This is a genomic window from Burkholderia sp. AU32262 (genome assembly GCF_020419985.1).
Lineage (GTDB): Bacteria > Pseudomonadota > Gammaproteobacteria > Burkholderiales > Burkholderiaceae > Burkholderia > Burkholderia semiarida.
Genome location: NZ_JAIZRS010000013.1, coordinates 176,074 through 190,970, shown reverse-complemented (window position 1 = coordinate 190,970; position 14,897 = coordinate 176,074). Strand labels below are relative to the sequence as shown.

The following is a 14,897-nucleotide window of genomic DNA, read 5'->3' as shown; positions in this document are numbered from 1 at the left end:
CACCGTTCATCGCATGTCGCCCCGGCCCCGATTTCCGGTAGTGGCCTCTAATGGCGTGACATCCGGAAACGTATCCATATAATGCGCAACACGACCGCGCGGACGCATTTCCGGCACCCTGGATCGGGCAAATGCGGACCGGCGAGTCAGCCGGCTGTCCCGCGTACCGGTATACTTCCACTCCTGCCTTGTCCGGCATCGAGGCCGGGTGCCTGAAAACAGAGTGACGTGCGCGATGCGGCCCCGTAGTGTTCCGCACCGGCGGCAGACCGGCCGCACGCATGGCGGCGAAGCTTGCAAGCCGCGCGGCAGGGCCGCACGAACCACACCTTATATTCCTGGTGGATTGAATTTATGGGTTTTGAACAACTTGCCGAATTGCGGGCGCAGCTCGCAGCGAAGGCCAAGCAGGAGCGCAACGCGAAGCGGCCGGCAGCGCCGACGGACGCCGGCGCGAAGCCGAAGTCCGGCGACCGGCCGTCTCGCGGCGCCAAGCCGGGCGCCGCCGCCCAGGCGCAGCATCGGGCGAAGCCTGCTTCGGCGAAGCCGTCGGCCCCGGTCGATCCGGTCATCGTCGCAATCGGCAAACTGCAGCGGAAGTTTCCGCGCGCATTCCCGAAGAATCCGGCCCCCAAAGTACCGCTCAAGGTCGGCATCTGGGACGATCTCGCACGCGAGGCGCAGGCCATCGGTCTCAACGAAGCCGAATTGCGCGAAGCGATGTCGACGTGGTGCCGCGGCAACCGCTACTGGTCCTGCCTTGTCGAGGACGCGGTGCGCGTCGACCTGCAGGGCAACGAAGCCGGGCGCGTGACGCACGACGACGCGGCGCGCGCGCGCCGGCTGAAGGCTCGCCGTCCGGGCAAGGGCGCAGCACAATCGGCCAAGGGTGCGCCGCAGCAGCCGAAGGCCGAGCAGCAGGCCGAGGGCGCTGCCGCGCCGCAGCCGGCGCAAGCCGAAGTGGAAGCGGAAGCGAAGGTGCAGAACGACGCCGCGCCGCAGGTCGAACAGCAAACGGCCAGCAACGACTAATCGGCATCGCGCCGCGGCTCGTTGCACCGCACATGCCAACATGCCCGCCGCATGCGGCGCATGACACGACAGACCGGCCTGCCTCGACCGAGGCAGGCCGGGACTCCCTCCACCGGCGTCCGATCTGCCGGTACGCATTCCCTCTCACGTTGAACGAGCCACCCGACCGGACAACGAATGTCCGTCGAACGTCGCCGCATGCGCGATGCTCCGCCTTTTTCATATCCCCGCGTAGACGGTTTGCATAGCCGAGCAAATTGCAGCTTCAGTCATATATTTCGGTTTCCGAATTGATCGGCGGGAATCGCCGATTTCCGTGCGTGCGGTCCCATCCGGCCGTCGTGACATGATGGCGCGCGATAATTGCGATTGGATCGTCCGTTTACGGCCGCTCGGCGCGTGCATGCGGCTTGCATCCCGAAAGATAACCGATGCCGGCTGATGCGAAGCCGGGCTCTTCAACGTCAATTCAAACCGGATCATGAACCCGAGACATTCCGCGATTTTCGTCGCGCTCGCCGCCGCCACGCTGTTCGGCGCCGCGACACCGCTCGCCAAGGCGCTGATCGGCGCGATGTCGCCGTTCATGGTCGCAGGCCTTTTCTATCTGGGCAGTGGCGTCGGGCTCGGCATCGGAATCCTGTTGCACGGCTGGTACGGCCGTCGCGCGCCAACCGCGGATGCCGCACCGCTGCAGCGCCCGGACCTGCGTTGGCTGGCCGGCGCGATCGCGGCGGGCGGCGTGGCCGGCCCGGCTTTGCTGATGCTCGGGCTGTCGACCACGCCGGCGGCGACGAGCGCGTTGCTGCTCAATCTCGAAGGCGTGCTGACGGCTGTGATCGCGTGGGTCGTGTTCCGCGAGAACGTGGATACGCAGGTGTTCGTCGGCATGGTGGCGATCGTCGCCGGCGGCGCGCTGTTGTCGTGGATACCGGGCAGCGCCGGTGTGCCGGTCGGTGCGCTGCTGATCGTCGGCGCATGCCTGTGCTGGGCGATCGACAACAACCTGACCCGCAAGGTGGCCGCGAACGACGCGATGGTGATCGCGTGCCTGAAAGGGCTGATCGCGGGGCCGGTGAACATCGGCATCGCGCTGGCGACCGGCGCGACGCTGCCCGCGATACCGGTCACGGCGGCGGCGATGCTGACGGGGCTCGGCGGCTACGGGATCAGCCTCGTGCTGTTCGTCGTCGCGCTGCGTCATCTCGGCAGCGCGCGCACCGGCGCGTACTTTTCGATCGCGCCGCTGTTCGGGGTCGTGCTGTCGCTGCTGATCTGGCCGGCATTGCCACCCGCGATGTTCTGGATCGCGGCCGCGCTGATGGCGCTCGGCATCTGGCTGCATGTGCGCGAACGGCACGAACACACGCATGCGCACGAGCGGCTCGAGCATACGCATCGGCATCGGCACGACGACCATCACCAACACACGCACGACTTCCCGTATGACGGCGACGAACCGCACACGCATCCGCACGTGCATCTGCCGATCACGCACAGCCACGCGCATTTTCCGGACATTCATCACCGGCATCGGCATTGACCGTGTCGTGAGCGACGTGTGCCGGGTGTCGTAAGGTGACCGTTTATGGGAAGCGCGGAAAGCCGGTCATTGGTCCGGCCATGGCGGTTGCCGGCATGTTGCAGAAGCATGCGCCGGCATGCGCGTGCCGCGTGCCGCGCGCGGCCGGATCAGGTTGGAAGCGCGGAACGCGCGCCGGCAACCCGCCCGCGGTTTGACGGGCATGCGCGGCGCACAATGAATCGCCATCGCGATCGTCACGCGATCACTCGACGCCGACGATCACGCTCGATGCCTTGAAGATCGCGGATGCGGCGGCGCCGCTCGCGAGGCCGAGACGATCGACGCTGTCGTTGGTGACGATCGCGATGATCTCCGCGCCGCTCGCGGCCTTGATCACGACCTCCGAATTGACCGCACCCTTCGCGACCGACGCGACGGTGCCCGCGACGCAGTTGCGGGCCGACACCTTGCTGCTGTCGACGCCGACCATCACGATGACCGACGACGCCTTGACGAGGGCGAAAGCGTTCGTGCCGACCGCGAGGCCCAGCGACGCCGCGCTGCCGTGGGTGATCACGGCGACGATCTCGAGGCCGTCCTGCGTGCGCAGCGTGATTTCGTCGTTGACGGCGCCGGGTTTGACGGCGCTGATCTGGCCGGCGAACTGGTTGCGGGCGCTGGTTCGCATGATGACTCTCCGGGCGGGTGCCGCGGCCGGGCCGGCAGCGGCGGCAGATGAATGGAAGTGCATCGGCGAGTGTACCGTCAACGCCGATGCGCGGCGCGCGGCGGATGCCACGGCGCGAACCGGCGAAAACTCGCCGCCACCGCGTGTTCCGTCATACCTGCGTGACGGGGCCGACGGCGCTGGCGCTACGGCGCTGACGGGCCGCTCGCGGGTGCCGCGGCAGCGGAGCCGGCGCCGGCGCCTGTCGCGCCGTCGCTCTCCCAACCTCCGCCGAGCGCGAGGAAGAGCCGCACCTGGTCGGCCGCGACCTGGCCTTCGGCTGCCGCGACCTGCGCCCGCACGCTCGTCAACGTGCGCGTCGCATCGAGATCGGAGAGGAACGATTCGCGGCCGGCCGCATAGAGACGATGCGTTTCGGCGGCGGAATTGCGGGCCGACTCGTAGGCGGTGCGCAGCGCGTCCGTGCGCTGCACGTCGGCCGCGTAGGTCGCGAGGCTCGACTGCGTTTCGCGCAGTGCATTCAGCACGACGCCGTCGAAGTGCGCGAGCGCGCCGCCCGTCGCGGCTTCGGCTTCGCGCACGCGCGCACGCTGGCCGTTGACGGGGAACGACCAGCTGATCAGCGGTCCGAACGACCAGCGATTCGTGGTGGATGAAAACAGGTCGGCGGCGACGCCGACCGAGCCGGCCGATGCACCGATGCTGACCGACGGATACAGCGCGGCGGTCGCCACGCCGATCCGCGCGGTCGCGGCGGCGAGTTGCCGCTCGGCTTCGCGTACGTCGGGGCGGCGGCGCAGCAACGCGGCGCCGTCGCCGATCGGAATCGGCTGACGCAGCTTCGGCAGGCGCTCGCATTCGGTGACGGCTTTCGGCAGGTCGGCCGGCGCGCGCGCGAGCAGCGCGGCGAGCTGGTACTGCGCGATCTTGCGGCGGCCTTCGAAGCGCGGGATGTCGGCGGCGAGCGTGCGTACCTGCGTCACGCCGCGCGTCACGTCGGTCTGGTTGCCGCGTCCTGCATCGCGCAGCCGCTGCGACAGCGCGACGCGTTGCTGCTGCAGCGCGAGCGACCGCTTCGCGATCGCCAGTTCGTCGCCGGCCGAGCATGCTTCGACGTAGGCGCGCACGACGTCGGCCACGACCGTGATGCGCGCGAGGTCGCCGGCCGCCTTGACGGCCTCGCTGTCCGCGCGCGCGGCTTCGACACCGCGCCGCAGCTTGCCGAACAGGTCGAGCTCGTACGACACGTTGATGCCGACCGTGCCTTCGTTGACAACCGGCAGCTTGTTTTCGAGCAGGTACTGCTCGGCCGATTCCTGCGCGCGTTGCACGGCCGCTTCCGCCCCGCCCGAGAATCCGCCCTGTTCGTTCGCGGCCACCAGGGCCGCGCGCGAGCGCGCGAGGTTCGCGGCGGCGACGCGCAGGTCGGTGTTCGACTTCAGCGCATCGCGCACGAGCCCGTCGAGCACCGGGTCGTCGTACAGTTGCCACCAGTTGCCAGGCACCGCGTCGCGCGACACCAGCGCGCCGTTCACGTCGTCGAGCGCGTGATTCGCGAGCGGCGCATTGACGTACGCCTGCTGCGGCAGCGTGTAGTCGGGGCCGACCGATTTGCATGCACCGAGTGCAAGCGCCAGGGGCGCGAGCGTCGCCGCGACGCGCAGGGCATGCCGCCTCATTGCGATGCTCCCGCCGCGCCGGATGCCGCCGGCGCCGTGCCGGCACCGACCACCGGCTTCGCGTCGGCGTTGCGGCGCGCGTCGGCACCGCGCATCGACACGGTCGCAGTGCGGCCCGCGATCATCCGGAAATCGTCCGGCACCTCGTCGAGCACGACGCGCACCGGCACGCGCTGCGCGAGCCGCACCCAGCTGAATGCCGGGTTCACGTTCGGCAGCAGGTTCGCGCCCTGCGTGCGGTCGCGATCCTCGATCGCGGCGACGATGCTCTGCACGTGGCTGCGCAGCGCATGCGGCTCGCCCATCACGATGATGTCGACCGGCTGGCCGATATGGATGCCGCGCAGCTTGGTTTCCTCGAAGTAGCCGTCGACGCGGAACGAATGGCGATCGACGACCGACAGCACCGCGCGGCCGGCCGGCACGTATTCGCCGACGCGCGGCGCGCGGTCGTTCAGGTAGCCGGCCACGGGACTGACGATCGTCGTGCGCTGCAGGTTCAGCTTCGCGGTGTCGAGCGACACCTGCGCATCGGCGACGCCGGCTTCGCCCTGCTCGACGCGCGTGCGGCTTTCCTCGACCTGTTCGCTCGCGACCAGGTTGCCGAGCTGCAGGTTGCGCGCGTATTCGCGCTTCGCCTGCGCCAGCGTCGCGCGGCGCTGCGCGAGCGTCGCTTCGGCGAGCCGCTCCGCGAGCGCGTAGCGCGCCTGGTCGATCACGAACAGCACCTGGCCGCGCTTGACCTCCTGGTTGTCGGCAACCTGCACCGACGTGATGAGACCGGACACGTCCGGCGCGACCTGGATCACGTCGGCGCGCACGTGCCCGTCGCGCGTCCACGGCGAGAACATGTAGTAGTTGATGATGCGCCACAGCACGAGGCCGGCCACGACGACGACGATCAGGGTGAGCAGGACTTGCCCTGCCGAGAGCCAGGATTTTTTCACGTTAGGTAGCCACGAGTTGGTGGGACACGATCACGACGGCGGCCAGTACGAACACGTAGATGCCGAGGTCGAAGATCGAACGGTGCCAGACGAGGCGGTAGAAGCCGACGCGCTCGAGCGCCGCGCGCACGACGATGTTGATCAGGTAGGCGATCAGCATCAGCACGAGCGGGGCCGGCACGAACACGCCGAAGATATCGATTTCGCCGATCATGATCGCGCTCGGAAGGACAAGGTGGAAAGCCGGTTCATGCGCGCGCTCCGTCCGGCGCCTGCGGCGGTTGTGCGGCCGCGGCCGGATACAGCGACAGGCGCAGCCCGACGAGCGCGTGCAGCGTGTCGCGCAGCCGGCGGTGCGCGGCCGGCACCGCGGGTGCGGCGGCGCCGTCGGCCGGCGCGGCGCCCGGCAGGGTGCTGCCGGCCACACGCCGCAGCGCGTCGTCGATCGTCGCGAGCAGCGCGGGCGGCACGGGCTGGCGCGCGTTCGCGGCCGCGCAGCGCGCGTAGTGATCGGTGACGCCGGCCAGCACGCGATCGATCGCGTCGGGTACGTCGCCCGACAGCCGGCGGCGCGAGCGGCGCAGGTCGAGCGCGTTCAGCGCGATGCGCAGGTCGCGGAAGCTTTCGATCGACGGGTGGCGGTGATCGTCGGACGCGCCGAGGCGCGGCAGCAGTTGCGTGACGCGATCGAGCATCCGCGACGCGTGGTTGCGCTGGTCGTCGAGCGGCTGTGTCGACGCGGAGCGCGCGACGTCCTCCCAGCCCGAGCGCAGCAGGCGCCGCACCGCGAGTTCCGCGCCGAACGGGCGCGTCGCGCGCGTCCACACGTACGCGAACAGCAGCCCGGCGACGCCCGCGAGGTTGCTGTTCAGGAACACGAAGAAATCGGCTTCGTACGCGCTCTGGATGCTGATGAAGGTAGCCGTGTTCACGGCGACGAGCATCGTCACCATGTTGAACTGCGGGCGCGGCAGCAGCGTGCCGATCAGGATGAACGGGCCCGCGAACATCAGCACGAGCATCGCGAAATCGTGCACGTGCGGCAGCACGACGAACAGGTACAGGCCGGCGAACACGACGCTCGCGGCGGTCGACAGGAAGAACTTGAACACCAGCGGCGCTGGCTCGTCGAGCGCGGCGAAGAAACTGCACGACACGGCCACGAGCGTGACGGCGGCCGCGCCGTCGTGCCAGCCGGACGAGATCCACAGCCAGCACGCGAACACGATCGCGAACACGACGGTCAGCGTCGAGAACAGCATCATCCCGCGATCGAAGAAGCGCTCGGTGCCGCCGAGCCGCCAGTGCCGGTAGCGCGGCTGCCACACGCCCGACTCGTTCGCGATCAGCGCGCGCAGCGAGCGGCAGTCCTGCCAGATGTCGATGACCTGGCGCAGCCGCCACAGCGCATTCGACAGCAGCGCGCCGTCCCAGCTCGCCAGCGCGCTGGCGGGCGGCTGCAGCGCGGCGATGCGCGCGCGCAGGTCGTCCGCGACCGGATCGTGCGCCATGTCGCCGTCGGTGCCGGTCTTCACGGCCGGCAGCGGCGCGTCGAACCACTTCGCGGCGTCGGCCAGCAGCGCGTCGAGCGCGGGCGGGCGCACGTGCAGGTCGCGCATCAGCGCGACCAGCGGATCGGCGAGCGACGACATCAGCGGCAGGAACAACTGCATCCGGCCCGCGAGCGCCTGCGCCCGCGCGAGCAGGCGCGGATGCGCATGGTCGTAGCCCAGCTGGCTCAGCAGGAACTCGAGGCCGGTGATGGTCGCGGCGAGCCGCTGCCGGCACGCGGACAGCGCCTTGCCGGCCAGATGCCCGGACAGCGTTTCGCGGCCGTAGAACGCGGCGTCCTTGAACCACGCGTCGGTGCGCTCGATCAGCGTCGGCGCGAGCCGGTTCGGAAACACGGTGCTGCCGACCACGCTCGCGCAGACGATGCCGAGCACGATTTCCTCGGTGCGCGCGATCGCGACGTCGAATATCGTGGACGGGTCGGTGACGGTCGGCAGCGCGACCAGCGGCATCGTATAGCCGGCGAGCATGAAGACGTAGCTGCGCGCGGTGCGATCGGAGATCGCCAGGTACAGCAGCGTGCCGCACCAGGTCGCGACGATGATGCTGAACAGGAGCGGCGTCTCGACGAACGGCGGCACGAAGAAGATCGCGGCGGCCGCGCCGAGCGCGGTGCCGAGCGCGCGGTACAGCGCTTTCGAGCGCGTCGCGCCGACGAATGGGTTCGACACGATGTACACGCTCGCCATCGCCCAGTACGGGCGCGGCAACTGGAAATACAGGCCGAGGTACAGCGCCAGCATCGATGCGGCAAATGTTTTGCCCGAGAACAGCCAGTCGCGGAGGCTCGGATAGGTCATGACGCGGAATCGGCGGAGTGGGACGGGGGCGAAGCCGGAGGGGGTGCGTCGGCTGCGTTGAATGCGTTCAGTACGCGCAGCGTGGCTTCGAGATCGGCGCGCGACACGCCTTTGAGCACCTGTGCACGCAGCGCGCGCAGGTCTTCCTCCATCTTCGCGGTGACTGCGCGGCCGGCGGCCGTCAGCGAGATCGTCTTCGCGCGGCGGTCGTGCGGATCCTCGTCGCGGCGCGCGAGGCCGGCCGCGCACAGCTGGTCGAGCAGGCGCACGAGCGACGGCCCTTCGATGCCGACGTGTTCGGCGAGCGTACCTTGCCGCACGCCTTCGCCGAGGCGCCCGGCGATCAGGAGCGGCGTCGCGCAGGCCTCGGACACGTTGTACGCGGTCAGCACGCCGTCGCTGGTGCGGCGCCACTTGCGCGCGGTGAGCACGAGCAGGCTGCTGACGGCGAGGCGGAGGTCGTGCAGATTGGTCATGGGCGAGATGATAGGGGCAAAAACATTCGATAGCAAACTATCGTTTTTGCCGGCCGGATGACACATCACAGGCGGCACGGCCGGCCCCTGTGAAGCAATCCAGGCGGCGTGCCGGCCGTGGTCAAGCTGCAAGGCTGGCGCCCGCGAACCGCGCATGTCCGGCGCGGCGACCATATTGAATAGTCGGGACGAGAACTGTCCGGCAACGCGAAGTACGCCCGCACGTGCCGCATTCCGCGAAGCCGACCCCCGACATTCGTCCGATCAATAAAGAGAGCCGGGCTCGTGCGCATGCCGGGCACGCCGCTTGCGCGGCCCGCTTCGACCCGCAACGTCCTGCTTTCGCGCGCGATTGCACTAGGACAATATTTTCAGGGTGTCTTTCTGAGCGACCATGCGGAAGCCATGACGGAGACATCGAGATGGGACGGACCGAGGTATCGGCAGGCTGGCGCGACGCGATCGGCGCCGTGCACGGCATCGAGTCGAAATACAAGCGGCTCGTGAAGGCGATCGCCAGCGACATCGAGACCGGCGCGCTCGCGCCGGGCGCACGGCTCGCGCCGCAGCGCGACGTCGCGTCGAGCCTCGGCGTCAGCGTGCAGACCGTCACCAACGCGTACAAGGAGCTGGAGCGCCAGGGGCTGATCCGCTGCGAGGTCGGCCGCGGCAGCTTCGTGGCCGCCCGCGTGACCGAATCGATGTCGAACTACATCCTCGATACGACCGAGCGCGAACTGGTCGACTTCTCGATCGCCCGCATCGTCCACACGCCGGAGCACGATGCCGCGTGGCGCAGCGTGTGCGCGGCGCTGGCGGGCGCCGACGATCAGCCATGGATCCGCTCGTTCCGGCCGATCGCCGGCCTCGATGCGCATCGCGACGCCGGCGCCGCGTGGCTCGCGTCGCTGAACATGCCCGTGCACCGCGAATCGCTGCTGGTCACGAACGGCGCGGCGCACGGGATCTTTCTCGCGCTCGCGTCGATCGTCGGGCCGGGCGATACCGTGTTGTGCGAGAGCCTGACCGATCACGGCGTGATCGGCTCCGCGAACGTGCTCGGCTTTACGCTGAAAGGGCTCGAGATGGACGAGCACGGCATCCGTCCCGAACATTTCGAGGAGATGTGCGACGGCGAGCGGATCAGCGCGCTCGTCTGCACGCCGACCCTCAATAACCCGACCGTGTCGATGATGACCGAGTCGCGGCGGCGGTCGATCGCGCGTATCGCGACGCGCTACGGCGTGTACGTGATCGAGGACGACGTGTATGGTCCGCTGCCCGAGAAGACGGCCACGCCGATCGCCAGCCTGATTCCGGAGCTCGGCTTCTACTGCACGAGCATGACGAAATCGGTGCTGACGGGCTTGCGCACCGGCTATCTCGCGATGCCGCGGCGGCTCGCGTTGCGCGTCGAGAGCGTGCTGCGCGTGAGCAGCTGGATGGCGACGTCGCCGATCGCGGAAATCGCGACGCGCTGGATCGCCGACGGCACCGCGCGGCGGCTCGTCGAACTGCAGCGCCAGCGGCTCGCCGTGCGTCAGGCGATGGTGAGGGCCGCGCTGGGGCCGTATGTGCTGGGCGCGCATCCCAATGCGCTCTCGGCATGGCTGCGCGTGCCCGACTACTGGCAGGCCGAGCGGATCGTGCGCGAATTGCGCACGCGCAAGATCGCGGTGACGTCGCCCGATCCGTTTCTGGTTGGCGGCACGGAGCGGCCGAACGCGGTGCGCGTGTGCATCGGCGCCGAAACCACCGATGCCGCGTGCAACGCCGCGCTCGAGACGATCGCGGGCGTGTTCGAGCAGTATCCGCACCTGAACGATTTCCACTGAACCGGCGGCGCCGCCGCAACGTCGCGCGCAATGTATCAGGACATTCGAAAGCGCGATTTGGAACATTAGACTGGATCGCATCACATTCGTCGCGAGGCGTGCGTTCCATGTCCTTCCTGTCGCTGTCCGACGTCTACCGCGCGCGCCGCCGCCTCGCCGGGCGCGCAGATGGTACGCCGCTCGTTGCATCCGCCGCGCTGTCCGCGCGCGTTGGCGCACCGGTCTACCTGAAGCTCGAAACGCTGCAGCCGACCGGCAGCTTCAAGCTGCGCGGCGCGACCAACGCGCTCGCGGAACTCGCGGCGCAGCGCGTGACGCGCGTGGTCACCGCGTCGACGGGCAATCACGGCCGCGCGCTCGCGCATGCGGCGCGCGCGCTCGGCATCGACGCGGCCGTCTGCATGTCGTCGCTCGTGCCGGCCAACAAGGTCGAAGCGGTCGCGGCGCTCGGCGCGCGCGTGGTGATCGTCGGCGACAGCCAGGACGACGCGCAGGCCGAAGCAAGGCGCCTGGTATGCGACGAAGGCTATGCGTACGTGCCGCCGTTCGACGATCCGCGCATCATCGCGGGCCAGGCGACGATCGGCGTCGAGATTCTCGAGGCGCTGCCCGATACGGCGACGCTCGTCGTGCCGCTGTCGGGCGGCGGCCTGTTCAGCGGGGTCGCGTTTGCCGCGAAGGCGATCCGGCCGGCGGTCGAGGCAATCGGCGTATCGATGGCGCGCGGCGCCGCGATGCATGCGAGCCTCGCGGCCGGCCGCCCGGTCGACGTCGCCGAGCAGCCGACGCTGGCCGATTCGCTCGGCGGCGGCATCGGCCTCGACAACCGCTACACGTTCGACCTGACGCGCGCGCTGGCCGACGACGTCGTGCTGCTCGACGAGCCGTCGATCGCGCGCGGCATCGCGCATGCGTATCGGGAAGAACGGCTCGTCGTCGAAGGCGCCGGCGCGGTCGGCCTCGCCGCGTTGCTGGATGAACGGATCGCGCGCCGCGATCGCGGCGGCCCGATCGTGGTCGTCGTGAGCGGCGCGAACATCGACATGGCCGCCCATCGCCGGCTCGTTTCGGAGAACTGACATGACCCGTCCCGTCACGTTGCTCGGCCAGGCGCAACTGCGCGCGCTGGTGCCGCTCGATCTCGCCGCGATCGACCAGATCGAGGCCGCGTTCGCGTCGCTGGCGACCGACGCCATCGTGATGCCGCCGATCCTGAATCTCCCGCTGCCGGAGCGCCACGCCGAAGTGGACGTCAAGACCGCTTACCTGCCACGCTTCGACAGCTTCGCGATCAAGGTCAGCCCCGGCTTCTTCGACAACCCGTCGATCGGGCTGCCGAGCCTGAACGGGCTGATGCTCGTGCTGTCCGCGCGCACCGGTCTGACCGAGGCCGTGCTGCTCGACAACGGCTACCTGACGGCCGTGCGCACCGCGGCGGCCGGCGCCGTGGCCGCGCGCCGGCTCGCGCGCGCCGATGCGCGCCGCGCGGCGATCGTCGGCGCGGGCGAGCAGGCCCGGTTGCAGCTCGACGCGCTGATGCTCGTGCGCGACATCACGCACGTGACGGTGTGGGCGCGCGATGCCGAGCGTGCCACGCGATTCGCGGCCGACGTGCGTGCCGCATACGGGATCGACGCGATCGTCGCGCGCTCGGTGCACGCGGCGCTCGCCGACGCCGACATCGCGGTGACGACCACGCCGAGCCGCGCGCCGCTCGTGCAGGCGGAGGATCTGCATCCCGGGCTGCACGTGACGGCGATGGGTTCGGACGCCGACTACAAGACCGAACTCGCGCCGTCGGTGTTCGGCGCCGCGCACTACTTCTGCGACCGGTTGCAGCAGACCCGCGTGGCCGGCGAACTCGCGCATGCGATCGCGGCCGGCGTGGTGCCGGCCGATGCCGTGTTCCCCGAACTCGGCGAAGTGATCGCCGGCCGCCGCGACGGCCGCACGCATCGCGACGACATCACGATCTGCGATCTGACCGGCACCGGCGCGCAGGACACCGCCATTGCCGTGCTTGCGCTGCAGCGCGCCCGCGCGGCGGAAGTCGGCACGATTTTCCACAACGACCTCACGACCTGAGAGGAGACAGATGGCCGCAGTCATCGAAACCTACGAAGCCGCGCCGCGTCTCGCGTTCGATCGCAGCGAATATGCTGCGCGGATCGCGAAGACGCGCGCGGCGATGGAGCGGGCCGGCATCGACCTGCTGATCGTCACCGACCCGACCAACATGGGCTGGCTCACCGGCTATGACGGCTGGTCGTTCTACGTGCACCAGTGCGTGCTATTGGCGCTGGACGGCGAACCCGTGTGGTTCGGCCGCGGCCAGGACGCGAACGGCGCGAAGCGCACCGCGTTCATGGCGCACGAAAACATCGTCGGGTATCCAGATCATTACGTGCAGTCGACGGCCCGTCATCCGATGGACTACCTGTCCGCCGAAGTGATCGCGGCGCGCGGCTGGAGCACGCTGCGCATCGGCGTCGAGCTCGACAACTACTACTTCAGCGCGGCGGCGTACGCGTCGCTGCAGCGGCATCTGCCGGCCGCGCGCTGGGTCGATGCGACCGCGCTCGTGAACTGGCAGCGCGCGGTGAAGTCGCCGCGCGAGATCGAGTACATGCGCGTGGCCGCGCGCATCGTCGAGCGGATGCATGCGCACATCGTCGAGACGATCGAGCCCGGCATGAAGAAAAGCGACCTGGTCGCGCAGATCTATGCGACCGGCATCGGCGGCGCGGAGGGCTTTGGCGGCGACTATCCGGCGATCGTGCCGCTGCTGCCGACCGGCGCGGATGCCGCCGCGCCGCACCTGACGTGGGACGATTCGACGTTCGCGCGCGGTGCCGGCACGTTCTTCGAGATCGCCGGTTGCTACCGCCGCTATCACTGCCCGCTGTCGCGCACGGTCTACCTCGGCAAGCCGCCCGCGCACTTCATCGAAGGCGAGCGCGCGGTGGTCGAAGGGATCGAGGCCGGGCTCGCGGCCGCGAAGCCGGGCAACGTGTGCGAGGACGTCGCGAATGCGTTCTTCGCGGTGCTGCGCCGTGCGGGCATCGAGAAGGACAGCCGCTGCGGCTACCCGATCGGCGCGAGCTATCCGCCCGACTGGGGCGAGCGCACGATGAGCCTGCGTCCGGGGGACCGGACGGTGCTCGAACCCGGCATGACGTTCCATTTCATGCCGGGGCTGTGGCTCGACGACTGGGGGCTGGAGATCACGGAAAGCATCCTGATCACCGAGACCGGCGTCGAGACGTTCTGCAACGTGCCGCGCAAGCTGTTCGTGAAGGAGTAGGGCGATGCGTGCTTCCCCGATTACGCCGACCGTCGATTTCGACGCGGACGGCGAACAGCACGGCTTCCTGAAGCTGCCTTACTCGCGCGACGATTCCGCGTGGGGCGCGATCATGATTCCGGTGACCGTCGTGAAGCGCGGCGACGGGCCGACAGTGTTGCTGACCGGCGGCAATCACGGCGACGAGTACGAAGGGCCGGTCGCGCTGTCGAAGCTGGCCGGTTCGCTGAAGGCGGCCGACGTGACCGGCCGCGTGATCGTCGTGCCGTTCATGAACTATCCGGCGTTTCGCGCCGGTTGCCGCACGTCGCCGATCGATGCGGGCAACCTGAACCGCAGCTTCCCGGGCCGGCCGGACGGCACCGTGACCGAGAAGATCGCCGATTACTTTCAGCGTCACCTGCTGCCGCTCGCGACGCACGTGCTCGACATTCACGCGGGCGGCCGCACGCTCGACTTCGTGCCGTTCGCGGCGATTCACGTGCTGGCGGACCGCGATCAGGAAGCGCGCTGCGAGCGCGCGATGCGCGCGTTCGGCGCGCCGTATTCGATGCGCATGCTGGAGCTCGACAGCGTCGGCCTCTACGACAGCGCGGCCGAGGAGGCCGGCAAGGTATTCGTGTCGACCGAGCTGGGCGGCGGCGGCACGTCGACGGCCGCGAGCGTCGCGATCGCCGAGCGCGGCGTGTATGGATTCCTCGCGCATGCGGGCGTGATCGCGAAGGACGTGATCGACGGCAACGCGCCGCGTACGACGACGCTGCTCGACATGCCGGACGGTTCGTGCTTCACGACGAGCGAGCATCACGGGCTGCTCGAGATGTGCCGCGATCTCGGCACCGAGGTCGACGCCGGCGACGTGCTCGCGCGCGTGCACGACATCGATCGCACGGGCGTCACGCCGATCGAATACGTCGCGCGGCGGCGCGGGCTGCTCGCGGCCCGGCACTTCCCGGGCATCGTGCAGCCCGGCGACACGATCGCGGTGGTGGCCGACATCGTCGAGCGCAACATTCCGGTGGCCGTATGAGGACGCGCA

13 protein-coding genes are annotated in these 14,897 nt (G+C 69.3%); 7 read left to right on the top strand and 6 right to left on the bottom strand.

The window, feature by feature from the left end:
* Positions 1-354 precede the first annotated feature (354 nt).
* Together LGN10_RS17810 and LGN10_RS17805 are read left to right on the top strand one after the other, a co-directional pair.
* Positions 355-1,032 (top strand): ProQ/FinO family protein, encoded by a 678-nt coding sequence (locus LGN10_RS17810; protein WP_059641113.1) that lies wholly within the window; start codon positions 355-357, stop codon positions 1,030-1,032.
* 481 nt (positions 1,033-1,513) lie between these two features.
* Positions 1,514-2,575, top strand: coding sequence for a DMT family transporter (locus tag LGN10_RS17805; RefSeq protein WP_226224468.1), 1,062 nt, complete (start codon positions 1,514-1,516; stop codon positions 2,573-2,575).
* Positions 2,576-2,819: 244 nt separating this feature from the next.
* Here LGN10_RS17805 and LGN10_RS17800 read toward each other — a convergent pair whose 3' ends face one another.
* The 6 genes from LGN10_RS17800 to LGN10_RS17775 all read right to left on the bottom strand — a co-directional run bounded on the left by LGN10_RS17800 (position 2,820) and on the right by LGN10_RS17775 (position 8,719).
* Positions 2,820-3,245, bottom strand: a complete 426-nt coding sequence (locus LGN10_RS17800) for a TOBE domain-containing protein (RefSeq protein WP_059641109.1) — start codon at positions 3,243-3,245, stop codon at positions 2,820-2,822.
* A gap of 185 nt (positions 3,246-3,430) precedes the next feature.
* Positions 3,431-4,924 carry an efflux transporter outer membrane subunit gene (locus LGN10_RS17795; protein WP_226224467.1) on the bottom strand — a complete coding sequence of 498 codons (1,494 nt, stop codon included), beginning with the start codon at positions 4,922-4,924 and terminating at the stop codon, positions 3,431-3,433.
* Positions 4,921-5,871: an efflux RND transporter periplasmic adaptor subunit gene (locus tag LGN10_RS17790; protein ID WP_226224465.1), complete on the bottom strand. Its 951-nt coding sequence runs from the start codon at positions 5,869-5,871 to the stop codon at positions 4,921-4,923. The genes LGN10_RS17795 and LGN10_RS17790 overlap by 4 nt, the downstream gene beginning before the upstream one ends.
* Position 5,872: 1 nt before the next feature.
* Positions 5,873-6,085 (bottom strand): DUF1656 domain-containing protein, encoded by a 213-nt coding sequence (locus tag LGN10_RS17785; RefSeq protein WP_060967252.1) that lies wholly within the window; start codon positions 6,083-6,085, stop codon positions 5,873-5,875.
* Between the two features lie 34 nt (positions 6,086-6,119).
* A complete protein-coding gene (locus LGN10_RS17780) occupies positions 6,120-8,243 on the bottom strand; it encodes an FUSC family protein (RefSeq protein ID WP_226224463.1) in 2,124 nt (707 codons plus the stop codon).
* Positions 8,240-8,719 carry a MarR family winged helix-turn-helix transcriptional regulator gene (locus LGN10_RS17775; RefSeq protein WP_059641102.1) on the bottom strand — a complete coding sequence of 160 codons (480 nt, stop codon included), beginning with the start codon at positions 8,717-8,719 and terminating at the stop codon, positions 8,240-8,242. The genes LGN10_RS17780 and LGN10_RS17775 overlap by 4 nt, the downstream gene beginning before the upstream one ends.
* A 422-nt stretch (positions 8,720-9,141) precedes the next feature.
* Here LGN10_RS17775 and LGN10_RS17770 point away from each other — a divergent pair, with 422 nt between their 5' ends.
* The 5 genes from LGN10_RS17770 (at position 9,142) to doeB (ending at position 14,888) form a co-directional block, all read left to right on the top strand.
* The gene (locus tag LGN10_RS17770; RefSeq protein ID WP_226224462.1) at positions 9,142-10,554 is read left to right on the top strand and encodes a PLP-dependent aminotransferase family protein; all 1,413 of its coding nucleotides are present in this window, start codon (positions 9,142-9,144) and stop codon (positions 10,552-10,554) included.
* Between the two features lie 107 nt (positions 10,555-10,661).
* Entirely contained in the window at positions 10,662-11,633 is a 972-nt protein-coding gene (eutB, locus tag LGN10_RS17765; RefSeq protein ID WP_226224460.1) for a hydroxyectoine utilization dehydratase EutB, read from the top strand.
* 1 nt (position 11,634) lies between these two features.
* The gene (locus tag LGN10_RS17760; RefSeq protein ID WP_226224458.1) at positions 11,635-12,639 is read left to right on the top strand and encodes a cyclodeaminase; all 1,005 of its coding nucleotides are present in this window, start codon (positions 11,635-11,637) and stop codon (positions 12,637-12,639) included.
* A 10-nt stretch (positions 12,640-12,649) separates the two neighbouring features.
* Positions 12,650-13,858: an ectoine hydrolase DoeA gene (gene doeA / locus LGN10_RS17755; protein WP_059579502.1), complete on the top strand. Its 1,209-nt coding sequence runs from the start codon at positions 12,650-12,652 to the stop codon at positions 13,856-13,858.
* A gap of 4 nt (positions 13,859-13,862) precedes the next feature.
* On the top strand, positions 13,863-14,888 hold the full coding sequence (doeB, locus tag LGN10_RS17750; RefSeq protein WP_059641092.1) for a N(2)-acetyl-L-2,4-diaminobutanoate deacetylase DoeB: 1,026 nt from the start codon (positions 13,863-13,865) through the stop codon (positions 14,886-14,888).
* Positions 14,889-14,897: the final 9 nt, after the last annotated feature.